Genomic DNA, 22,505 nt, shown 5'->3' with positions numbered 1-22,505 from the left:
TCGACGAACCCACGCGCGCAGACATCAGCGCCATCATCCCTGCCGCGCCCGCGGGCGAACCCGTGCCCGATCCGCTCTGGTACAAGGACGCGGTCGTCTATGAGCTGCACATCAAGGCCTACGCCGACGCCAATGGAGACGGCATCGGCGACTTCCGGGGCCTGACCGAACGCCTGGACCACGTGCAGTCGCTCGGCGTCAACACGATCTGGCTGCTGCCGTTTTACCCATCGCCACAACGGGACGACGGCTACGACGTCGCCGACTACGAGGACGTGCACCCGAGCTACGGCACGCTCGACGACTTCCGGGCCTTCGTGATCGAGGCGCACCGTCGCGGCCTTCGTGTGATCACGGAGCTGGTGGTCAACCACACCTCCGACCAGCACCCCTGGTTCCAGGCCGCGCGCCGCGCCCCCAAAGGTTCTCCCGAGCGCGACTTCTACGTCTGGAGCGACGACAACAAGCTCTATTCGGGCACCCGCATCATCTTCACCGACACCGAGAAGTCGAACTGGACCTGGGACGAGGTCGCGCAGCAGTATTTCTGGCACCGCTTCTTCAGCCACCAGCCCGATCTGAACTTCGACAATCCGCTGGTGCTCGAGGCGGTGCTGAAGACGATGGAGTTCTGGCTTGAGATGGGGGTCGACGGCTTCCGGCTCGATGCGATTCCCTACCTGATCGAACGGGACGGCACCAGCAACGAGAACCTGCGCGAGACCCACACGGTGATCAAGGCGATCCGCGCGCGCATCGAGGCGCACTACCCCGGCCGGCTGCTGCTGGCCGAAGCCAACATGTGGCCCGAGGACGTGCGCGAGTATTTCGGCGACGCCGACGAATGCCAGATGGCCTACCACTTCCCGCTGATGCCGCGCATGTACATGGCCATCGCCCAGGAAGACCGTCACCCGATCGTCGAGATCCTGGCGCAGACGCCCGAGATTCCCGACAGCTGCCAGTGGGCGGTGTTCCTGCGCAACCACGACGAGCTGACGCTGGAGATGGTCACCAGCAAGGAGCGCGACTACATGTACCGCATGTACGCCTCGGACGCGCGAGCGCGCATCAACCTGGGTATCCGCCGCCGGCTCGCGCCGCTGCTGGAGAACGACCGGGCGCGCATCGAGTTGATGAACGGCCTGCTGCTCTCCATGCCTGGCACGCCGGTGCTGTACTACGGCGACGAGATCGGGATGGGCGACAACATCTTTCTGGGTGACCGCGATGGCGTGCGCACGCCGATGCAGTGGACCAGCGACCGCAACGGCGGGTTCTCGCGCGCCGATCCGCAGCGCCTGTACCTCCCCCCTATCCAGGACCCGATCTATGGCTTCGAGGCGCTCAACGTCGAAGCGCAGGCGCGCGAACCGTCTTCGCTGATGAACTGGACCAGGCGCATGCTCGCCATGCGCAGCGGCACCCAGGCCTTCGGCCGCGGTCGTTTCACCATGCTGCATCCGGGCAACCGCAAGGTTCTGGCCTACATCCGCGAGTACGGCGAAGACGTCATCCTGTGCGTGTTCAACGTCAGCCGCGTCGCGCAGCCGGTCGAGCTCTCGCTCGAAGCGCACAAGGGCCGCGTCCCGGTGGAGATGATGGGCCGCAGCCCGTTCCCCCCCATCGGGGACCTCCCCTACATGCTGACGCTGCCGGCCTATGGCTTCTTCTGGTTCCGCCTCGCCACCGATGCGGCGCCGCCGCCGTGGCACGCAGAACGGCTGGCACTCGAGGACCTACCCGTCCTCGTGCTGTTCGACGGCTGGAACAGTTTCTTCCGTGGCAACGTCGTGCCGTGGCGCATGGGCATGGCGGAGAAAACGCGCAACCAGTTCGAACGCGAACTCATGCCCCACTTCATGCAGCGCCAGCGCTGGTACGCGGCCAAGAGCGAACCCCTGGAGCGCGCCACGTTGGTCTCCCACGGCTTGCTCGAAGACGGCAAATCGCAGTGGCTGCTGGCGATGTTCGACACCCATGGGCCCGCCACATCGGAGCGCTATTTCGCCCCCATGGTGATCGCCTTCGACGATGACGACGAAGAGCGCACACGCGCGCTGATGCCGGTGGCGGTGACGAAGGTGCGCCAGCAGGCCACCATGGGGGTATTGGGCGACGCGATGGGCGACGAGCTTTTCTGCCGGGCGGTGGTGAAGGCCATCGGGGCGCGGCGCGAAACCGCGGCCGACGGCGGCGTGGTGCGATTCGTGCCAACCAAGGCCTACCGCGCCATCATCGGCGATGCGCTGGAAGAGGCGACGCCGCTCCAGCGGCTGACCACCAGCAGCAACTCGATCAGTCTGCTGGGCGAGCGGATCTTCCTGAAGGCCTATCGGCGACTGCACGCGGGTGTGAACCCCGAGCTCGAGATGGGCAGCTTCCTGACCGACGTGGCGCGCTTCGAGCATTGCGTGCCCGTGGCCGGCAGCGTCGAGTTCCACGCGAAGGACGGCACCGTCTGGGCGCTGGCGCTGCTGCAGGCGCAAGTCAAGAACCAGGGCGACGCCTGGAACTTCATGGTCGACCAGCTGGCCCGCCTGCTCGAATCGCTGCGCAACGTCGACACCGATCTGCAGGCCGGCCTGGATGCCATGGCGCAACGGGTGGAAGTCCTGGCGCGACGCGTAGGGGAGCTGCACGTCGCACTGGCACAGGCGCACGGTCTGGCGGCCTTCGATCCCGAACCGATCCGTGCCACCGACCTCACCAACTGGTCGACCTCGGTGCGCGGCGAACTCGATCGCACGCTCAGGATGTTGAGCACGCGCCAGGGCGCGCTGAGCGAACCGCTGGCCATGTTGTCCACGCGGGTCAGGTCCGCCCGCGCCGCGCTCGAACACCGGATCGCCCTGGCCGCGTCGGTGTCGCCAGCCGGCGTCAAGACCCGCCTGCACGGCGATCTGCACCTGCAACAGGTGCTGATCGCGGAGGACGACTTCCTGATCATCGATTTCGAGGGTGAGCCCCAACGCTCGCTGGAGGAACGGCGCGCCCGACACAGCGCCTTGCGCGATGTGGCCGGCATGCTCCGCTCGTTCGACTACGCCCGACACACGGCGCTGCACCAGACGGCGCAGGGCAGCGTCGAACTGGAGCGCCTGACGCCGGGTGCGAGACGCTGGGAGCGCGCGATGCGGGAGGCGTTCCTGCGCGCCTACCGCCAGGTCGCGGTGGCCGGTGGGCTCTATGCGAACGAGGCGGCGTTCGACGACGCCACCGCGCTGCTCGATCTGTTCGAGCTCGAGAAGGCGCTGTATGAACTGCGCTACGAGCTTGACAACCGGCCCGACTGGGTGGGCGTCCCGCTGGCCGGGATTGCCGCACTCGCCGGCGTTGAGAACTAGACACAGGAGTAGAGATGGAAAACATCGACGTGATGCTGGTCCCGCTGCGCGGGCTCCTGCTTGAGATTGGAAACTTCCTGCCGCGCCTTGGCGTGGCGCTGGCTGTGATCGTGGTCGGCTGGCTGCTGGCCAAGGGCCTGCGCATCGGCATCGTGAAGGCCCTGAGGGCGCTCAACTTTCACATCCTCACCGAGCGCGCCGGCATCGACGGCTTCCTGAAACAGGGCGGCTCGGAGAAGGACACGGCGGAGTGGTTCGGAGCGATCGGGTATGTGCTGGTCCTGATCGCCTCGCTGATCGTGGCCTTCAACACGCTGGGCCTCACCCAGGTGACCGATTTGCTGGGCAGGATCCTGCTGTTCGTCCCGCGCCTGCTCGTAGCCCTGCTGGTGGTGGTCTTCGGCAGCTACTTCTCACGCTTCGTCGCCAACGCGGTGCAGCGCTACTTCAAGGCGGCAGGCATCAGCGACGCGGAGATCCTGAGCCGGATCGTGCGGTACGCGGTCATGGCCTTCGTGCTCCTGCTTGCCATCGACCACCTGGACATCGGCGGCGGGCTGATCCAGCACACCTTCCTGATCCTGCTGAGCGGCGTGGTCTTCGCGCTGGCACTGGCGTTCGGCCTTGGCGCGCGCGAGCGTGCCGCCCAGATGATCGAGCGCTGGTTTCCGCGCGACACCCACGGACCCCTCTGATGGCATCCAGCAACGTGATCGATGCGCTCTGGCCCGGCAAGCCGTACCCCAGAGGCGCCACCTGGGACGGCATGGGCGTCAATTTCGCTCTCTTTTCCGAGTCGGCCGAGCGGGTTGAACTGTGCCTGTTCGATGCCAGCGGGCGCAACGAGATCGCTCGTCTGGCCCTGCGCGAGCAGACCGATCAGGTGTTCCACGGATACTTGCCGCAAGCCCGTCCCGGCGTGCTGTATGGCTACCGCGTCTATGGGCCTTACCGGCCGCAGGACGGTCACCGCTTCAACGGACACAAGCTGCTGCTGGATCCCTACGCGCGCAATATCGTCGGCTCCATCCGCTGGCACGACGCATTGTTTGGCTACAAGGTGGGCAGCGCCCAGGCCGATCTGTCGTTCGACCGCCGCGACAGTGCGCCCTACCTGCCGCGCTGCAAGGTCATCGAGTCGGCCTTCACCTGGGGCGATGACCGCCCGCCTAATGTGCCCTGGCACGAGACGGTGATCTACGAGCTTCACGTGGGGGGTTTCACCCGCCTGCACCCTGACGTTCCGCCTGAGTTGAGAGGCACTTACGCCGGCCTGGCGTGCGCGCCGGTGATCGACCATCTCAAGCGCCTGGGTGTGACGACGGTGGAACTGATGCCGGTGCACTCGTTCCTGGACGACCGCCACCTGGTCGAGAAGGGCCTGCGCAACTACTGGGGCTACAACACGATCGGCTACTTCGCGCCGGAACACCGGTACAGCGCGAGCGGGAAGATCGGCGAGTTCAAGACCATGGTGCGCACACTGCACGAGGCCGGCATCGAGGTGATTCTCGACGTGGTCTACAACCACACGGCCGAAGGCAACGAACTCGGCCCGACGCTGGCGTTTCGCGGTGTCGACAACGCCGCCTACTACCGCCTCGCGCACGACAACCCGCGCCACTACCAGGATTTCACGGGCTGCGGCAACACGCTGAACATGCAGCATCCTCGCGTGCTGCAGTTGCTGATGGACTCGTTGCGCTACTGGGTCACGGAAATGCATGTCGACGGCTTCCGCTTCGATCTCGCGTCGGCGCTCGCGCGCGAACTGCACGCCGTCGACCGGCTGAGCGCGTTCTTCGACATCCTGCGCCAGGACCCGGTGCTGTCGCGCGTCAAGCTGATCGCCGAGCCCTGGGACCTGGGCTCGGGCGGTTATCAGGTCGGCAACTTCCCGGTCGGCTGGGCCGAATGGAACGACAAATACCGCGACACCATGCGCGCCTACTGGAAGGGTGAGGGCGGCCTGATCGGGGAATTCGCCCAGCGCCTCACCGGATCCAGCGACCTGTACAACCGCAGCAGCCGCAAACCCTACGCGAGCATCAACTTCATTGCCGCGCACGACGGTTTCACCATTGCCGATGTGGTGTCCTACAACGACAAGCACAACGAGGCCAACGGCGAAGACAACCGGGATGGCCACGGCCACAACCTGTCGTGGAACTCGGGTGCCGAAGGGCCGACGGACGACGCTGGCGTGCTGGCCCTGCGCGCACGCCAGCAGCGCAACTTCATCACCACGCTGCTGCTGTCGCAGGGCGTGCCCATGCTGCTGGCAGGCGACGAGATGGGGCGCACGCAGCGCGGCAACAACAACGCCTACTGCCAGGACAACGAGATCAGCTGGCTCGACTGGACCCTCGACGAAGACCAGCGCTCGCTGCTGGCCTTCACGCAGCGCGTGATGGCTTTGCGCGCGGACCATCCGGTGTTCCGGCGTCGCGACTTCTTCCAGGGCCGGCCGTTGCGCGGCAGCGCCGTGCGCGACATCGTCTGGCTGCAACCCCACGGGGGCGAGATGGGCGAGCAGGAGTGGGGGCAGGACCATGCCCGCGCGCTGGCCGTCTTTCTTTCGGGAGAAGGCCTCAACGAGGTCGACGGGCGTGGACGCGCCGTGCGGGACGACAGCTTTCTGCTGATGTTCAACGCCGATTCGAACGAGGTGCAGTTCGTGGTGCCGCCCGGCCTGGTGCCGGCCGCAGGCGAATTGCTGATCGACACCTCGAACAGCGCCGACCGGCCCGAAGCCCCCTTCGATCCGGCGCAGCCCTACGTGCTGGCGGCACGTTCGCTCGCGCTGGTGCGCTTCAAGCGAAACCCCGCGCCATGAAGCGCCACCACGACATGCCGTTCGGGGCCCAGCCCACCGAACAGGGCGACACGCGCTTTCGTCTGTGGGCACCCGCGGCAACCCACGTCGAACTGGTGCTCAGCGGCGACGCACCCGACGCGGGCAGCCTGCCGATGCGCGCCCTGGCGGACGGCTGGTTCGAGCTCGAGCTGCCATCGGCTCCCGGCCGGCCCGACTACGCGTTCCGCATCGACGCGGGCGCGACGATCCCCGATCCGGCCTCGCGCAGCAACCGCGACGGCGTGCATGGGCCGAGCACCGTGGTCGATGCGCGCAGCTTCGACTGGCCCGACGAGCCGTGGCGCGGCCGGCCCTGGCACGAAGCGGTGATCTACGAGCTCCACGTCGGCTGCTTCACCGCCGAAGGCACGTTTGCGTCGGCCATCGCGCGGCTGGACGCCCTGGTAGCGCTCGGCGTCACCGCCATCGAGCTGATGCCGGTGGCGGAGTTCGCGGGCGGGCGGGGCTGGGGTTATGACGGCGTGCTGCTGTACGCCCCCAAGGCCGCCTACGGTTCGCCCGACGACCTGCGCAGGCTGGTCTGCGCGGCCCACGAGCGCGGGCTGATGGTGCTGCTGGACGTGGTCTACAACCACTTCGGCCCGGACGGCAACTATCTCAACGCCTACGCGCCCGGTTTCTTCAATCCCGCGGTGGCCACACCCTGGGGTGCGGCGATCAACCTCGACGGCGAGGGCAGCCGGACCGTGCGCGACTTCTTCATCCACAACGCGCTCTACTGGATCGAGGAGTTCCATCTCGACGGCCTGCGCATCGACGCGGTGCACGCCATGCACGACACCGGCTCGCCGCACTTCATCGACGAACTCCTCGCCGCCGTGCGCGCTGGTCCCGGAAGCCAGCGGCACGTGCATCTGGTGCTGGAGAACGACCTCAACGACGCGACGCGTCTGAGCCGCGACCTGGCCGGTGGCCCGCTGCTGGCGGACGCGCAGTGGAACGACGACGTGCACCACGCCGTCCACGTCCTGGCCACTGGCGAGACGGACGGTTATTACATCGACTACGCCGCCGAAACGGTGCGGCTCCTCGGCCGCGCACTGGCCGAAGGTTTTGCCTTCCAGGGCGATCCGTCTCCCTATCGCGACGGCGAGGTGCGGGGAACCCCCTCGACCCATCTGCCGCCGCTGGCTTTCGTGAACTCTCTGCAGACGCACGACCAGGTGGGCAACCGCGCGTTCGGCGAGCGCATCGCCACGCTTGCTGCGGCGGCAGACCGCACCGATGCGCTGCGCGCGTTGTTGGCGTGTGTGCTGCTGGCGCCGTCGCCGCCGATGCTGTTCATGGGCGAAGAGTGGATGGCCAGCGCACCCTTCCTGTATTTCTGCGACTACGAGGGTGAGCTCGCCCAGGCCGTGACCAACGGTCGACGTGCCGAGTTCGGGCGCTTCGCCCGCTTCAACGATCCTGGCGTGCGTGAGACCATTCCCGATCCCAATGCCGAAAGCACGTTCGCCCGCAGCCTGCTCGACTGGACAGAGCGCGAACGGGCGCCCCACGCCGAATGGCTCAGGCTGTACACCGAGCTGTTGCAGCTTCGTCATGAGCACCTCATCCCCTGGCTGCAGGGCTCGCGCAGCGGCGCCATGTCGCTCGCAGCGCCTGAGACGCTTCGCATCACGTGGCCGCTGGGGTCGGGCCGCCGTTGGCACCTGCAGGCGCAACTGGCTGCACACGAGGGCCCCGCAGGCCTGACCGAACTGCCGGGCACCGCGGTGTACCGCAGCCATCCGGAAGCTGCGCGGCTGGCGCCCTGGTCGGTGCAGTTCAACCTGGAAACGCCATGACGGCCCACGCCCCGCCGCGGCAGGCGATCGTGCCGCGCGCCACCTACCGCGTTCAGCTGCACAACGCGTTTCGCTTCAACGACGCGCTCGCCCTCGTGCCGTATCTGGCCGATCTGGGCATCAGTCACCTCTACATTTCTCCGCCGCTTCGAGCGCGGGCTGGCAGCCAGCATGGTTACGACCTGGTCGACCACGGCATGCTCAATCCGGAGCTGGGCACGCGGGCCGAATTCGATCAACTGGTCGCCGGCCTGCACGCTGCGGGAATGGGATTGCTGGTGGACATCGTGCCCAACCACATGGGCGTGCTCAGTGGCGACAACGCCTGGTGGCTGGATGTGCTGGAGAACGGGGCTGCATCGGCGCACGCCGACCACTTCGACATCGAATGGCGCAACGCCGATCCGGTGCTGGCCAACCAGGTGCTGTTGCCGATCCTGGGCGACCAGTATGGGGCCGTCCTCGAGCGAGGTGAAATCCGCCTGGTCTTCGATGCGGCGGGCGGCGGCTTCGCATTGACGTATTTCGAACACCGGCTTCCGCTCGATCCAAAAGCGTACGGCGCGTTGCTCCGGCTGGCGCAGCGCCATCTGCCCACCAGAGAAATGTCGAGTGCCCGGTTCAATGCGCTGTCGAGCCTGGCCGCACAGTTCGACCGGCTCCCGCCACACGACGAGGCCGACGCTTCGGCCCGGCAACGCCGCCAGCGCGACAAGACTTTGCTGAAACTGGCGCTGGCGAAGCAGGTGCGCGAACTCCCGGCGCTGGAGGCGGCGATCGCTCAGGTGCTTGCCGGGATGAACGGCCGCCCCGGCGAGCGCAGCAGCTTCGACGCGCTCGACATCCTCATCGGCGCGCAGGCTTACCGCCTCGCCCATTGGCGCATCGCGGCCGACGAGATCAACTACCGCCGTTTTTTCGACATCAACGAGCTGGCCGCACTGCGCATGGAGCGCGCGGACGTGTTCGAGGCGACGCACCGTCTGTTGCTCGAACTGGCGGCCAGTGGCGCCATCGATGGGTTGCGCGTTGACCACCCCGACGGCATGGCCGATCCTGCCGGGTATTTCGAACGCCTGCAATTGCGTTACGCCGACATGGCGGGTCTGCCTGCACCTGCGGTGCAGCCTGACGGCAGACTGGCCAATCTACCGCTGTACGTCGTCATCGAGAAGATCGTGGCGCCGCACGAAGCGGTGCCACCCGACTGGGCAGTGCACGGCACCACCGGCTACCGGTTCGCCAACGTGATCAATGGTTTGCTGATCGACAGCGCTGCAAAGGCCCGGCTGGATCGGGCATGGCGATCGTTCGTTGGGGAAGAAGCCGAGGATTTCGACACGCTGGCCTGGCAGTGCCGCCATGTCGTCATGGATGGGACGCTGGCCGCCGAACTCACGGTGCTCAGCGCATCGCTCCTGCGGCTGGCCCGCGAGGACCGTCGCACGCGCGATTTCACGCTGAACTCGCTGCGGCAGGCGCTGGCCGAGGTCGTGGCTTCGTTCCCGGTCTACCGCACCTACATGCTTGAAAAACCCAGCGCTCAGGACCGCAAGTTCATCGACTGGGCCATCGGTCGCGCCCGCCGTCGCAGCCTGGCTGCGGATGTCGGGGTGTTCGACTTCCTGCGTCGCGTGCTCATCGGGCGACCCCTGAGCGGCTCACCAGCGGGCCTGGGCGAACGCTACCGGGTGTTCGCTCGCCGACTGCAGCAGTACACGGCGCCGGTGGCAGCCAAGGGCATCGAGGACACCGCGCTGTACCGCCACCACCGGCTGGTGTCGGTGAACGACGTGGGTGGAGAACCCGATGCGTTCGGTATGTCGGTGGAGGCGTTCCACCAGGCCAGCCTCGACCGCTCCATCCACTGGCCGGACACGATGCTGGCGACATCCACCCACGATGCCAAACGATCGGAAGACGTGCGGCTGCGCATCGACGTCATCAGCGAGATGCCGGCTCTCTGGCGCCTGACCTCGCGGCGCTGGAGCCGACTGAACCGCAGTCACAAGCGCACCGTGGATGGCAAGCGCGCACCCACCCGCAACGACGAGTACCTGCTCTATCAACTGCTGGTGGGCAGCTTGCCCCGGGAGATGCACGACGAAGCAGAGCTGGGCGCCTATGCATTGCGGATCGAGCAGGCGATGCTCAAATCGGCGCGCGAGTCCAAGTCGGTGACCAGCTGGATGAACCCCAACGCGGCGTACGAGGGCGCACTCTCCTCGTTCGTGCATGCGTTGCTCGGTCACCGTGATCGCAACCTGTTTCTCGAGGACTTGCAGAGCACGGCGGCAGTGGCCGCCTGGCACGGTGCGCTCAATGGCCTGACGATGGCCGTGGTCAAGACCTTGTCGCCGGGCGTGCCGGATTTCTACCAGGGGCACGAGGCGATCCAGCTGTCACTGGTCGACCCCGACAACCGGCGCGCCATCGATTTTGACGAGCGCCGCGCCATGCTGGCCGAGGCTCGGGTCGTGGCGGCCTTGCCCGACCGGTCTGCCGCACTGAAGGCGGTGCTGGCGCAAGCGCCCGATGGTCGGGCCAAATTCTGGGTCACATGGCAGGCCCTGCAACTTCGGCAGCGCCATGCAGACATGCTGCGTGAAGCGGCGTATGTGCCGCTGGAGGTTCGCGGCGAACGTCGCGCCCATGTGATTGCTTTCGCCCGCCGTCACGGCCAGGCATGGGTGGTGGTGGTCGGCACGCGCCTCAGCGCCGCATTCGGGCTCCCGGTGGGCGTTGCACCGGTGGGCGACGTCTGGGGCGACACCGAGATCCTCTGGCCCCAAGGCGCGGCGCCGGATACGGCAGATCGGTGGCTCGTCGATGCCGTGAGCGGTCGGCGCCACGGGCCGCTGGGGGCGACGCTGCCACTGGCCGAAGTGCTGCGAGAATTTCCAGTCGCGGCGCTCTTCAGTGCCGACACCGGAACCCATGACCCACGAGCCTGAAGCGTCCACTCCTGCGCTGATTGAAGCCTGCACCCAGGCCGCGCTGAAACTGCTGCAAGACAACCTGACGCCCCACGGCATTCTGGCCGCCAGCCGCACGGAAGCCGCCGAGGCACGCCGCTACACCCGCATCTTCGGGCGCGATGCGGCGATCTGCGTCATGGCCATGTGTGGCAGCGGCATCGAGGCCCTGGAGGACGGGGCGGTGGCCAGCATCGAGGCGCTGGTGGCGCAACAGGCGCCGACCGGGCAGATTCCCAAGTACGTTGACCCGGACGGTCAGGATGCCGACTTCTGGTACCTCGGCTGCATCGATGCCACGCTGTGGTGGCTGATCGCGGTGGACCACGTGCGCCGTGCGGGGCGCGTCGCGCCCGATCGCTGGCAGGCTGGGGTGGACCGAGCGATCGCCTGGCTGCTGGCGCAGGAGCACCAGCGTTTCAGACTGCTCCAGCAGAACGAGGCCAGCGATTGGGCCGACATCATGCCGAGATCGGGCTATGTGCTGTACACCAACGCGCTGTGGTACGACGTGAAGCGGCGTTTCGAACTGGCCGACGCCAGCGCGACGCACCACCACTTCAACCACCTGTTCGATCCCTTCCAGCGCGACCTGCCCGAGTACCACAGGGCACGCCTGCTGCGCCACTACGCACGGCGCGGCCGCTCCGATCCGGGTCTCTACCTGAGTTTTGTCAATCTCGCAGTTTCAGGCCACGAGGGTGACGTGTTCGGCAACCTGATGGCCGTACTGAACGGACTGGCCGACACCTCGAAGAGCCTCCAGATCGTTCGTACCATCGACAAGGCACATGCTGCAGAGCCTTTCCCCGTGCGGGTCGTGCTGCACCCTTTGTCGCGCCAGCATGAGCTGTGGCGGCCGTACATGGCGCGGCATCAGCAGAACAGCGTCCATCAGTACCACAACGGGGGCATCTGGCCCTTCGTGGGGGGCTACTGGGTGATGGCCCTCGCGCAGGTCGGTATGCGGGAGCAGGCAGCGGGTGCGCTGGCGCGACTTGCCCATGTCAATGCGCTCGACAACTGGCGCTTCACCGAATGGTTTCATGGGCGCACGTTGAAACCCATGGGCATGGCAGGGCAAAGCTGGAATGCGGCCACCTTCCTGCTCGCCCGTCGTGCCATTGACCACGAGGTGTGATCTGCGGCGTTCTCCTTCGCCATTGGCAGTTGCGCTCCATGTAGCGCCTTGCCATTGCAGCCTCAGACGTCGATGTTCCCCGCTCGCAGCGCGTTCGTCTCGATGAAGTCACGGCGCGGTTCCACTTCGTCGCCCATCAGCATGGTGAACACGCGGTCGGCTTCGATGGCGTCGTCGATCTGCACGCGCAGCAGGCGGCGCACGTTCGGGTCCATGGTGGTTTCCCACAGCTGCTCGGGGTTCATCTCGCCCAGGCCTTTGTAGCGCTGGCGGCTGGTGGTGCGCTCGGCTTCGCTGATGAGCCAGCGCATGGCGATGCGGAAGTCGGCCACCTTTTCCTCGCGCTGCTTGTCGCCTTCGCCCCGCATGACCTTGGCGCCTTCGCCGAGCAGTCCGCGGAAGGTGTCGGCGGCGGTGGCCAGCGCCGCGTAGTCGGCGCCGTGCACGAAGTCCTGCGTGAGCACGCTGCTCTTGATGTTGCCGTGGTGGCGACGGCTGATGCGCAGGATGGGCTTGTCGGTGCGCACGTCGAACTCGGAGGCCACTTCGGCCGGCACGCCGGTGGTGGTGAGTTCGCGCAGCTTGGCCTGCAGCGCCACCGCGCTGGCTTCGGCCTGTTCCACGCTGTCGAGGTTGAGCGACACGCCATCGGCGATCGCGCGCAGCGCTTCGGCGTCCATGAAGCTGGAGAGCCGTGCGATCACGCTTTCGGCGATCTGGTGCTTGCGCGCGAGCTCACCCAGGGTGTCGCCGTTCAGCGTGGTCTGCGTGGCGCCGCCGGTGAACACGGATGCGTCCTTCAAGGCAATGCGCAGCAGGAAACCGTCGAGCGCCGAAGCGTCCTTCAGGTACAGCTCTTCCTTGCCGGCCTTCACCTTGTACAGCGGCGGCTGCGCAATGTAGATGTGGCCGCGCTCCACGAGCTCGGGCATCTGGCGGTAGAAGAAGGTCAGCAGCAGGGTGCGGATGTGGGCGCCGTCGACGTCGGCGTCGGTCATGATGATGATGCGGTGGTAGCGCAGCTTGGCGACGTTGAAGTCGTCCACGCCGGCCGTGCCGCCCGCGCCCGTGGCCTTGCCGATGCCGGTGCCCAGGGCGGTGATGAGCGTGAGGATCTCGTTGCTGGTCAGCAGCTTTTCATAGCGGGCTTTTTCCACGTTCAGGATCTTGCCGCGCAGCGGCAGGATCGCCTGGAACTTGCGGTCGCGGCCCTGCTTGGCGGAGCCACCGGCGGAGTCGCCCTCCACGATGTAGATCTCGCACAAGGCGGGGTCTTTCTCCTGGCAATCGGCCAGCTTGCCGGGCAGGCCCATGCCGTCGAGCACGCCCTTGCGGCGGGTCATTTCGCGCGCCTTGCGCGCGGCTTCGCGGGCACGCGCGGCCTCCACGATCTTGCCGCAGATGATCTTGGCGTCGTTCGGGCGCTCCTGCAGGTAGTCGGTGAGCAGGCGGCTCACGATGTCTTCGACCGGGCCGCGCACTTCGCTGGAGACCAGCTTGTCCTTGGTCTGGCTGCTGAACTTGGGTTCGGGCACCTTCACGCTGAGCACGCAGCACAGGCCTTCGCGCATGTCATCGCCGGTGACTTCCACCTTGGCCTTCTTGGCCAGCTCGGTCTCTTCGATGTATTTGTTGATGACGCGCGTCATGGCCGCGCGCAGGCCCGTGAGGTGGGTGCCGCCGTCGCGCTGCGGGATGTTGTTGGTGAAGCACAGCACCTGCTCGTTGTAGCCGCTGTTCCACTGCATCGCCACTTCCACACCGATGTTGGTGCCCTGGTCGCTCTGGCGGTCGCCGAGCGCGTGGAACACGTTGGGGTGCAGGACGGTCTTGCCCTTGTTGATGAAATCCACGAAGCCCTTGACGCCGCCGGCGCCGGAGAAGTCGTCTTCCTTGCCGCTGCGCTCGTCCTTCAGGCGGATGCGCACGCCGTTGTTCAGGAAGCTCAGCTCGCGCAGGCGCTTGGACAGGATCTCGTAGTGGAAGTCCGCGTTCTCGCGGAAGATCTCGTAGTCGGGCAGGAAGTGCACTTCGGTGCCGCGCTTCTCGGTGGCGCCGGTCACGCGCATGGGCGAGAGTTCCACGCCGGTGGGCGTGCTTTCGACGATGCGGTTCTGCACGAAGCCGCGCGCGAACTCGAGCTGGTGCACATGGCCTTCGCGGCGCACCGTCAGGCGCAGCCACTGGCTGAGCGCGTTCACGCAGCTCACACCCACGCCGTGCAGGCCGCCCGAGACCTTGTAGCTGTTCTGGTTGAACTTGCCGCCAGCGTGCAATTCAGTGAGCGCGATCTCGGCCGCCGAGCGCTTGGGCTCGTGCTTGTCGTCCATCTTCACGCCGGTCGGAATGCCACGCCCGTTGTCCACCACGCTGATGGAGTTGTCGGTGTGGATGGTGACCACGATGTCGTCGCAGTGGCCGGCCAGGGCTTCGTCGATGGAGTTGTCGACCACCTCGAAAACCAGGTGGTGCAGGCCCGTGCCATCCGACGTGTCGCCGATGTACATGCCCGGGCGTTTGCGCACCGCCTCCAGGCCTTCCAGGATCTGGATCGAGCCCTCGCCATAACCTTCGCTGGCGCCGGCCTGGTGGGCATCGATGATCGGCTGGAAATTGGAACTATCGGCTTGGGCCGCGCCGGTGTTGACGGAATCGGCGGGCTTGTTGGCGTCGGACATGGTGCAGTTTCTCGATCTCAGTAAACGCCAAACCCGCGGTGTTCGCGGGTTTGGAAGGCGGTATCAACCAGGGGGCTGGCTTCAGATCCGCATGGGCATGACAACGTATTTGAAGGCGTTGTCATCGGGGTTGGTGACCAGCGCGGAGCTGTTGCCATCGGAGAGTTCGACGCGCACCATCTCCTGCGACATGTTCTGCAACGCGTCGATCAGGTAGGTGACGTTGAAGCCGATCTCGATGGTGTCGCCGCTGTAGTCGATGTCGAGTTCGTCCACGGCTTCTTCCTGCTCGGCGTTGCTCGATGCGACGCGAAGCGAACCGGGCTCCACATTCAGGCGCACGCCCTTGAACTTCTCGCTCGTCATGATGGCCGTGCGCTGGAGAGAAGCCAGCAGCGGCGCGCGGCCCAGCGTGACGATGTTCTTGTGGTTCTTGGGGATCACGCGGTTGTAGTCGGGGAACTTGCCCTCGACCAGCTTGGTGACGAACTCCATGCCGTCGAAACTGAACTTGGCCTGGTTGGCGGCGAACTGCATCTCGATCGCGCCTTCCTTGTCCGACAGCAGGCGCTGCAGTTCCAGCACGGTCTTGCGCGGCAGGATCACCTCCTGCTTGGGCACTTCCACGTCCAGCGTGCTGGAGGCAAACGCCAGGCGGTGGCCGTCGGTGGCCACCAGGCTGAGCTGCTTTCCTTCGGCCACGAACAGGATGCCGTTGAGGTAGTAGCGGATGTCGTGCACCGCCATCGCAAACGAGACCTGGCCCAGCAGGCTCTTCAGGGTCTTCTGCGGCACCGAGAACACCGGCCCGAAGCTGGCCGACTCCTGCACCAGGGGAAAGTCTTCGGCTGGCATGCTCTGCAGCGTGAAGCGGCTCTTGCCGCCTTTGAGGGTCAGCTTGCCCCCGGTGGATTCGAGGCTCACGGTCTGGTCACCCGGCATGGTGCGCAGGATGTCGATGAGCTTGCGCGCGCCCAGGGTGGTGGCGAAGTTGCCGTCGTCGCCATCGAGCGCGGCGGTGGTGCGGATCTGGATCTCGAGGTCGCTGGTGGTCAGTTGCACCTGCGAGCCGGTCTTGCGCAGCAACACGTTGGCCAGGATCGGCAGGGTGTGGCGCCGCTCCACAATGCCGGCCACCGATTGCAGCGCGGCCAAAACCTTGTCCTGGGTCGATTTCAAAACGATCATGTCAGACTCTTTCGTCTCTGGTTGCTTGTGGGCCGGAGCATCCCTCCCCGGTGGGCCCTGGATCTGGCGGGGCCAAATCCCCGCTATTTTCGCCTTTTTGCGGCCTCATCCCTTGAGGGTCTGTTCCAGCACATGAAGCTGCTGGTTCAGCTCGGTGTTCTGCAGCCGCTCGGCGCCAATCTTGCGCACCGCATGGAGCACCGTGGTGTGGTCGCGCCCCCCGAACAACTCGCCGATTTCGGGCAGGCTTTTCTGGGTCAGCTCCTTGGCGATGAACATGGCGATCTGGCGCGGGCGTGCAATGCTGGCCGGGCGCTTCTTGCTGTACATGTCCGCCACCTTGATCTTGTAGAAGTCGGCCACGGTCTTCTGGATGTTCTCCACGCTGATCTGCCGGTTCTGGATCGACAGCAGGTCTTTCAGCGCCTCGCGCGCCAGCGCAATCGAAATCTCTTTCTGGTTGAAACGCGAATAGGCCAGGATCTTGCGCAGCGCGCCTTCGAGCTCGCGCACGTTGGAACGCACGTTCTTCGCCACGAAGAACGCCACTTCCTCGGGCATCACGGCGTTCTCGACCGCCGCCTTGTTGATCAGGATGGCCACCCGCATCTCCAGTTCGGGCGGCTCGATGGCCACGGTGAGTCCGGAATCGAAGCGCGAGACCAGCCGTTCGTGGATGTCCGCCAGGCCTTTGGGGTACGTGTCGCTGGTCAGCACGATGTGGCTCTTCTTGGCCAGCAGGGCCTCGAACGCATTGAAGAACTCTTCCTGCGTGCGCTCCTTGTTGGCAAAGAACTGCACATCGTCGATCAGCAGCAGGTCCAGCGAGTGGTAGCGCTCCTTGAACTCGTCGAAGGTCTTTCGCTGGTAGGCCTTGACCACATCGGAGACGAACTGCTCGGCGTGGATGTAGAGAACCTTGGCCTGTGGACGATCGGCCAGCAGGTGATTGCCGATGGCATGCACCAGGTGCGTCTTGCCCAGGCCGACGCCGCCATAGATGAAGAGCGGGTTGTAGAGCTGACCCAGGCTGCCGGCCACGTGCATCGCCGCGGCGCGTGCCATGCGGTTGGCCGAGCCTTCCACCAGGGTGGAAAAAGCGAGTGCGGGGTTCAGTCGGGTCTTGGGGCCGCTCGGTGCCACCAGCTCGGCCGGCGCCAGATCGGGCAGCTCGGACAGCACCTGATCCTGCACTGTGCGCGGGGCGGGTGACGTGCGGCTGGGGCCTTCGCGCGGAGCAAGCACCAACTCCAGCACCACCGGCGCGCCTTGCACGGACTCCAGCAAGGCCGAAATGCGGCTCGCGTACTGGGCGCGGATCCAGTCGAGCTTGAAGCGGTTGGCCACCGAGACGACCACGCGAGAACCGTCCGGCACCACGGTCGCGGAAAGGGGCCGGATCCAGGTGTTGAACTGTTGTTCGGGGATGTCCTGGGACAGGAGGTCCATGCAGGTGGACCAGAGCGACCGGGTGTCGGCCACGGAAGCGTCGGGTTGGGTGCCCTCGATCATGCTGGGAAAGTCTCGTTGATTCTGGTTGTGGACAATTGACCCGGGGCCGGCTGGGCATTGTAGGTGGACCGGGTACTTATCCACAAGGCGGTCGATCAAATTCTTCTGTCGCAGGATGGCAAGGCCCTAGTTCAGGTGGTGCGCGGGCTCGCAGGGCCAAGTGCTTGCCGTACTTTGGTTTTCTTTGCGATAATTGCGGGTTTCCCCGATTTGAGCAGACCACCATGAAACGCACCTACCAGCCCTCCAAGATTCGCCGCGCACGCACCCACGGCTTCCTCGTCCGCATGAAGACGCGCGGCGGCCGCGCCGTGATCAACGCCCGCCGCGCCAAGGGCCGCAAGCGCCTGGCCGTCTGAGGCTGCGCATGCTGTGCCGGCGCCGTTTCACCCGGCCGCAACCTTCTGCGGCTCTGGTGGTTCAGCGGTGATCCAGCGGCTGCGGTCCCGGCAACAGTTCCAGGCCGTCATGGCGGGAGCCCCCGTGGCCAAGACCCCCCACTTCGCCCTGCACCGTGCTGCGCTCTCCAGCGCACATGAAGGCCGGGCCCTCTTTCCCGTGGCCGATGCGTGGCTGGGCGTTCTCCTGCCCAAGCGCTGGGCGCGCCGCGCCGTCACGCGCAACGCCATCCGCCGCCAGATCTATGAGGCCGCCCGCCAGCGCACCGATGCCCTGCCGCACGCGGCGCTCGTGGTGCGCCTGCGCAGCGAGTTCAGCCGCCAGCAGTTCTTGAGTGCCACGTCTGAACCCCTCAAGCGCGCGGTGCGGGCGGAACTCGATCAATTGTTGTCGCGCGTGCTGCTTCCGCAGGAGGCGCGCGATGCTGTCTGACTGGCCGCGCCAGGCCCTGGTGGGCCTGGTGAAGGGGTACCGCCTGCTGCTGAGCCCCTGGCTGGGCAACGGCTGCCGCTTCGAGCCTTCCTGTTCCGTTTATGCGATTGGCGCCCTGGAGCGACACGGTGCCTTGAACGGCAGTGCGCTCACGCTCAGGCGCCTCGTTCGTTGCCATCCCTGGTGCGAGGGCGGCCACGACCCGGTCCCTGAATCGACAGGCTTCCTGTTCACCCGCCTGATTTCACCTTCCTGCGAAAAGAAGAACCCGTCATGAATGACATCCGTCGGTCCATCCTGTGGGTGGTTTTTGGTCTCTCCATGGTGTTGATCTGGGACAAGTGGCAAATCCACAATGGCCAGAAACCCACGTTCTTCCCCGGATCGGCACCCGTGAGCGCACCCGCGGCCAACACCGGCGCACCGGCTGCAGCCGACGCCAGCCTGCCGATGGCCACGACACAGGGCACGCCTTCGACCGCCGTTGCCGGTGGCGAGGCGCCAGGCGGCGCGCCCGGTGCGGTGGCTCAGCGCCACGAGGTGAGCACCGATGTGTTCAAGCTCGTGTTCAACAGCGAAGGTGGCTCGCTGATCGGTGCGCAACTGCTCAAGCACGCCGAGGCCACACGCCAGAGCAAGGACCAGACGGAGCAGCCTTTCACGCTGCTCACCCAGGCGGGCGAGCGCATCTACGTCGCACAGACCGGCCTGATCGGCGGCAGTTTCCCGACCCACAAGACGCCGATGACGCTGGTCAGCGGTGACACCACGCTGGCCGAGGGACGCGACGAACTTCAGGTGCGCTTCGAATCGGCCGAGGTCGGCGGCGTCAAGCTGGTCAAGACCTACACGGTGCGCCGCGGCCGTTACGACATCGGCGTGAAGCACGAAGTGCAGAACGTCGGCGGTCAGCCGGTGAGCCCGCAGCTGTACCTGCAGCTCGTGCGCGATGGCAGCAAGCTCAGCAGCGAGACGCCCTTCTATTCCACCTTCACCGGCCCGGCGGTCTACACCACCGAGAAGAAGTACCAGAAGGTCGAGTTCACCGACATCGAGAAGAACAAGACCGAGTTCGTGAAGAACACCAGCGATGGCTACGTGGCCATGGTGCAGCACTACTTCGCTTCCGCATGGGTGCTGGCCGACGGTCTGGCGCGTGAGAACTTCGTGCGCCAGGTCGACAAGAACCTGTTCGCGGTGGGCAGCATCAGCGGCCTGCCCGCCATTGCACCGGGGCAGAGCCAGACCGTGGAATCGCGCCTCTTCGTCGGCCCCCAGGAAGAGAAGGTGCTGGAGACCATTGCGCCGGGCCTCGAGCTGGTGAAGGACTACGGCTGGCTGACCATCCTGGCCAAGCCGCTGTACTGGCTGCTGGAGAAGATCCACGGCTACGTGGGCAACTGGGGCTGGGCCATCGTGTTGCTGGTGGTGCTGATCAAGGCGGCGTTCTACTGGCTCAACGCCAGCGCCTACCGCAGCATGGCCAAGATGAAGAAGATCAATCCCCGCATCATGGAAATGCGCGAGCGCCTCAAGGGCAACCCGCAGGCCATGCAGCAGGAGATGATGAAGATGTACCGCGAGGAAAAGGTCAACCCGCTGGGTGGCTGCTTCCCCATCCTGATCCAGATCCCGGTGTTCATCGCGCTCTACTGGGTGCTGCTCTCCAGCGTGGAGATGCGCAACGCGCCCTGGCAGCTGTGGATCACCGACCTGTCCTCGCCCGATCCGTACTACATCCTGCCGCTGGTCATGGCCGTGACGACCATGATCCAGACCGCGTTGAACCCGCTGCCGCCCGATCCGCTGCAGGCGAAGCTGATGTGGCTGATGCCGCTGATGTTCTCGGTCATGTTCTTCTTCTTCCCGTCCGGCCTGGTGCTGTACTGGATCACGAACAACGTGCTCACCATTGCGCAGCAGGCGGTGATCAACAAGAGCATGGGTGTGCCTCTCAAATTCAGCATGCCCAAATTCACGTGACCCCCCTGCGCCGCTGACGCGGCTTCCCTCCTGGAGGGGGGACGACACCTGGGGCCGGCGGAGCCGGACCCTCGGTGTCTCCGGAAGGGGTGCGCTTCTTCTTTTCTCGGGCCTGCTTTGCGGGCCCTTCTCTTTTATGCTCGCTCGTTATGCTCGCTGCCTCGCGTGATGCCATCGTTGCCATTGCCACGGCGCCCGGTCGGGGTGGAGTGGGGATCGTGCGGGTTTCCGGGCGGGGGCTGGGGCCTTTTGTCGAGGCCTTGCTGGGTCGCGCCTTGCGCTCGCGGGAGGCCACCTACCTGCCGTTTCAGGACGCGTCCGGGCAGGCGATCGACCAGGGTCTGGCCCTGTGGTTCCCGGGCCCGCATTCCTATACCGGGGAAGACGTCCTCGAACTGCAGGGGCACGGCGGGCCGGTGGTGTTGCAGTTGTTGCTGGCGCGATGCCTGGAGCTGGGGCGTGAGGTGCTGCCGGGCTTGCGGGTGGCGCGGGCGGGGGAATTCACCGAGCGTGCGTTCCTGAACGACAAGCTCGACCTGGCGCAAGCCGAGGCGGTGGCCGACCTGATCGATGCCAGCACAGAGGCGGCAGCGCGCAGTGCCTCGCGTTCGCTGGCGGGCTTGTTCTCCAGCCGCGTGCATGCGCTGCGCGACGCCTTGGTGAACCTGCGCATGCTGGTGGAGGCCACGCTGGATTTTCCCGAGGAGGAGATCGATTTCCTGCAGAAGGCCGACGCCAGCGGGCAGCTCGATCGCCTGCAAGCGGCTCTGGCGGGCGTGCAGGCGCAGGCGCGCCAGGGCGCGCTGTTGCGCGATGGCCTGCAGGTGGTGATCGCTGGCCAGCCCAATGCGGGCAAGAGTTCACTGCTGAACGCGCTGGCAGGCGCCGAGCTGGCCATCGTCACACCGGTGGCGGGCACCACGCGCGATGTCGTGCAGCAGACCATCCAGATCGAGGGCGTGCCATTGCACGTCATCGACACCGCCGGCCTGCGCGACAGCCCGGATGTGGACGAGGTCGAGAAGATCGGCATCGAGCGCGCCTGGGACCGCATCCAGCGTGCCGATGCGGTGCTGTTCGTGCACGACCTGGGCCGCCAGGCGGATGCCGCCTACCGCACGGCCGATGCCGCCATCGAAGCGCAACTGCCCGCGGGCGTGCCGGTGCTGCAGGTGTGGAACAAGCAGGACCAGTGCGATGCCCTGGCGCTCAAGGCCGTGCTGGCGCAGACGGTCGACGCGCTGGTCATCTCGGCCAAACACGGCGCGGGGCTCGAGGCTCTGCGAGGCCGCCTGCTGGAGATCGCAGGCTGGGAGCAATCCGGCGATGGCCTCTTCATGGCGCGCGAGCGGCACCTGCAGGCCCTTCGCCGCGTGGACGAACACCTTCAGGCCGCCGCCACGCTGCTGGCGGCGCGCGGCGAGCATCTGGACTTGCTGGCCGAGGAACTTCGCCTGGCGCAGCAGGCGCTGGGCGAGATCACCGGCGAGTTCACCGCTGACGACCTGCTGGGCGAGATTTTTTCGCGTTTTTGCATCGGCAAGTGAGCCCGGCGCACCGTTCACGGTGGCTCTCGCACCGCCCGGAGTGCAACTGTAAGCAGGGGTAAGGACGTGCTTGCGCGCGGGTGCACAGCGCGGTTAACGTGACCCCATGAACGCCCAGCTTCCCGCCTCCGTGCGCTTTGACATTCAAGGCCTGGCCAACTCCATGCGGCTGTCCAGCGCGCTGGATGCCGTGCCCCTGAATCTCAACGACAGCCAGTGGCCGATGCTCGCCAACTACCTGCAGCCCGTGGCCTTGCAACAGGGCCAGGTGCTCATTGAGCAGGGCGTGAAGGACCGCACCGTGTACTTCGTGGAGAGCGGCACGCTCACCGTGCACTACGAGGATTCGCGCGAGAGGGTGCGCATCGCCGTGGTCGGCTCGGGCTCGCTGTTGGGCGAGGGCGCGTTCTACAGCCACCTGCCCCGCAGCGCCACGGTGCATGCCGGCAGCGATTGCCGGCTCTGGTGCCTGACACCGCTGCGTTTTCGCGAACTGTCCTCGCGCCACCCCGAAATCGCCCTGGAACTCGCGGTGGCCATGTCGGCGGTGCTGGCGCGGCGCATGTACAACCGGCCCAAGCGGGTCGCGGTGACCTGATTCCTGCATGCCCTCCGATCAACCTTTTCTGCGCTTCTCC

General features: G+C 66.1%; 15 protein-coding genes. 12 read left to right on the top strand and 3 right to left on the bottom strand.

Annotated elements, in window-relative coordinates:
• Positions 1-23: 23 nt before the first annotated feature.
• Genes treS through ACTIEY_RS18455 form a run of 6 tightly spaced genes read left to right on the top strand, consistent with a single transcriptional unit; the run spans position 24 to position 12,128 of the window.
• Positions 24-3,347: a maltose alpha-D-glucosyltransferase gene (treS, locus tag ACTIEY_RS18480; RefSeq protein WP_439520804.1), complete on the top strand. Its 3,324-nt coding sequence runs from the start codon at positions 24-26 to the stop codon at positions 3,345-3,347.
• A 14-nt stretch (positions 3,348-3,361) separates the two neighbouring features.
• A complete protein-coding gene (locus tag ACTIEY_RS18475) occupies positions 3,362-4,042 on the top strand; it encodes a mechanosensitive ion channel family protein (protein WP_439520612.1) in 681 nt (226 codons plus the stop codon).
• On the top strand, positions 4,042-6,183 hold the full coding sequence (glgX, locus tag ACTIEY_RS18470) for a glycogen debranching protein GlgX (RefSeq protein WP_439520611.1): 2,142 nt from the start codon (positions 4,042-4,044) through the stop codon (positions 6,181-6,183). Before ACTIEY_RS18475 ends, glgX begins: the two co-directional genes overlap by 1 nt.
• Positions 6,180-8,012, top strand: coding sequence for a malto-oligosyltrehalose trehalohydrolase (treZ, locus tag ACTIEY_RS18465; protein ID WP_439520610.1), 1,833 nt, complete (start codon positions 6,180-6,182; stop codon positions 8,010-8,012). The genes glgX and treZ overlap by 4 nt, the downstream gene beginning before the upstream one ends.
• Positions 8,009-10,966: a malto-oligosyltrehalose synthase gene (gene treY / locus ACTIEY_RS18460; protein ID WP_439520609.1), complete on the top strand. Its 2,958-nt coding sequence runs from the start codon at positions 8,009-8,011 to the stop codon at positions 10,964-10,966. Before treZ ends, treY begins: the two co-directional genes overlap by 4 nt.
• Entirely contained in the window at positions 10,950-12,128 is a 1,179-nt protein-coding gene (locus tag ACTIEY_RS18455; protein WP_439520608.1) for an amylo-alpha-1,6-glucosidase, read from the top strand. The genes treY and ACTIEY_RS18455 overlap by 17 nt, the downstream gene beginning before the upstream one ends.
• Positions 12,129-12,190: 62 nt before the next feature.
• Here ACTIEY_RS18455 and gyrB read toward each other — a convergent pair whose 3' ends face one another.
• The 3 genes from gyrB to dnaA form a co-directional block, all read right to left on the bottom strand.
• Positions 12,191-14,806: a DNA topoisomerase (ATP-hydrolyzing) subunit B gene (gyrB, locus tag ACTIEY_RS18450; protein ID WP_439520607.1), complete on the bottom strand. Its 2,616-nt coding sequence runs from the start codon at positions 14,804-14,806 to the stop codon at positions 12,191-12,193.
• An 81-nt stretch (positions 14,807-14,887) separates the two neighbouring features.
• On the bottom strand, positions 14,888-15,994 hold the full coding sequence (gene dnaN, locus ACTIEY_RS18445; RefSeq protein ID WP_439520606.1) for a DNA polymerase III subunit beta: 1,107 nt from the start codon (positions 15,992-15,994) through the stop codon (positions 14,888-14,890).
• A gap of 105 nt (positions 15,995-16,099) precedes the next feature.
• The gene (dnaA, locus tag ACTIEY_RS18440) at positions 16,100-17,506 is read right to left on the bottom strand and encodes a chromosomal replication initiator protein DnaA (protein WP_439520605.1); all 1,407 of its coding nucleotides are present in this window, start codon (positions 17,504-17,506) and stop codon (positions 16,100-16,102) included.
• A gap of 224 nt (positions 17,507-17,730) precedes the next feature.
• Between dnaA and rpmH the strand changes: the two genes are divergently transcribed.
• The 6 genes from rpmH to ACTIEY_RS18410 all read left to right on the top strand — a co-directional run bounded on the left by rpmH (position 17,731) and on the right by ACTIEY_RS18410 (position 22,465).
• Positions 17,731-17,865, top strand: a complete 135-nt coding sequence (gene rpmH, locus ACTIEY_RS18435; protein WP_006299042.1) for a 50S ribosomal protein L34 — start codon at positions 17,731-17,733, stop codon at positions 17,863-17,865.
• Between the two features lie 70 nt (positions 17,866-17,935).
• A complete protein-coding gene (locus tag ACTIEY_RS18430; protein ID WP_439520803.1) occupies positions 17,936-18,337 on the top strand; it encodes a ribonuclease P protein component in 402 nt (133 codons plus the stop codon).
• The gene (gene yidD / locus ACTIEY_RS18425; RefSeq protein WP_439520604.1) at positions 18,327-18,614 is read left to right on the top strand and encodes a membrane protein insertion efficiency factor YidD; all 288 of its coding nucleotides are present in this window, start codon (positions 18,327-18,329) and stop codon (positions 18,612-18,614) included. The genes ACTIEY_RS18430 and yidD overlap by 11 nt, the downstream gene beginning before the upstream one ends.
• Positions 18,611-20,320, top strand: coding sequence for a membrane protein insertase YidC (yidC, locus tag ACTIEY_RS18420; RefSeq protein ID WP_439520603.1), 1,710 nt, complete (start codon positions 18,611-18,613; stop codon positions 20,318-20,320). The genes yidD and yidC overlap by 4 nt, the downstream gene beginning before the upstream one ends.
• A 149-nt stretch (positions 20,321-20,469) precedes the next feature.
• On the top strand, positions 20,470-21,867 hold the full coding sequence (gene mnmE / locus ACTIEY_RS18415) for a tRNA uridine-5-carboxymethylaminomethyl(34) synthesis GTPase MnmE (RefSeq protein ID WP_439520602.1): 1,398 nt from the start codon (positions 20,470-20,472) through the stop codon (positions 21,865-21,867).
• A gap of 106 nt (positions 21,868-21,973) precedes the next feature.
• The gene (locus ACTIEY_RS18410) at positions 21,974-22,465 is read left to right on the top strand and encodes a Crp/Fnr family transcriptional regulator (protein ID WP_439520601.1); all 492 of its coding nucleotides are present in this window, start codon (positions 21,974-21,976) and stop codon (positions 22,463-22,465) included.
• Positions 22,466-22,505 lie beyond the last annotated feature (40 nt).

Origin of the sequence: Hydrogenophaga sp. (genome assembly GCF_051858985.1) — a bacterium.
Lineage (GTDB): Bacteria > Pseudomonadota > Gammaproteobacteria > Burkholderiales > Burkholderiaceae_C > Hydrogenophaga.
This window is presented reverse-complemented; position numbering and strand designations above follow the sequence as displayed.

Excerpts from the sequence above, each read along its gene's own strand:
- ACTIEY_RS18410 (WP_439520601.1), top strand. The coding sequence starts at position 21,974 with ATGAACGCCCAGCTTCCCGCCTCCGTGCGCTTTGACATTCAAGGCCTG.
- gyrB (WP_439520607.1), bottom strand. The coding sequence starts at position 14,806 with ATGTCCGACGCCAACAAGCCCGCCGATTCCGTCAACACCGGCGCGGCC.
- dnaA (WP_439520605.1), bottom strand. The coding sequence starts at position 17,506 with ATGATCGAGGGCACCCAACCCGACGCTTCCGTGGCCGACACCCGGTCG.
- yidD (WP_439520604.1), top strand. The coding sequence starts at position 18,327 with ATGCTGTCTGACTGGCCGCGCCAGGCCCTGGTGGGCCTGGTGAAGGGG.
- ACTIEY_RS18475 (WP_439520612.1), top strand. The coding sequence starts at position 3,362 with ATGGAAAACATCGACGTGATGCTGGTCCCGCTGCGCGGGCTCCTGCTT.
- ACTIEY_RS18455 (WP_439520608.1), top strand. The coding sequence starts at position 10,950 with ATGACCCACGAGCCTGAAGCGTCCACTCCTGCGCTGATTGAAGCCTGC.
- treY (WP_439520609.1), top strand. The coding sequence starts at position 8,009 with ATGACGGCCCACGCCCCGCCGCGGCAGGCGATCGTGCCGCGCGCCACC.
- treZ (WP_439520610.1), top strand. The coding sequence starts at position 6,180 with ATGAAGCGCCACCACGACATGCCGTTCGGGGCCCAGCCCACCGAACAG.
- glgX (WP_439520611.1), top strand. The coding sequence starts at position 4,042 with ATGGCATCCAGCAACGTGATCGATGCGCTCTGGCCCGGCAAGCCGTAC.
- mnmE (WP_439520602.1), top strand. The coding sequence starts at position 20,470 with ATGCTCGCTGCCTCGCGTGATGCCATCGTTGCCATTGCCACGGCGCCC.
- dnaN (WP_439520606.1), bottom strand. The coding sequence starts at position 15,994 with ATGATCGTTTTGAAATCGACCCAGGACAAGGTTTTGGCCGCGCTGCAA.
- yidC (WP_439520603.1), top strand. The coding sequence starts at position 18,611 with ATGAATGACATCCGTCGGTCCATCCTGTGGGTGGTTTTTGGTCTCTCC.
- rpmH (WP_006299042.1), top strand. The coding sequence starts at position 17,731 with ATGAAACGCACCTACCAGCCCTCCAAGATTCGCCGCGCACGCACCCAC.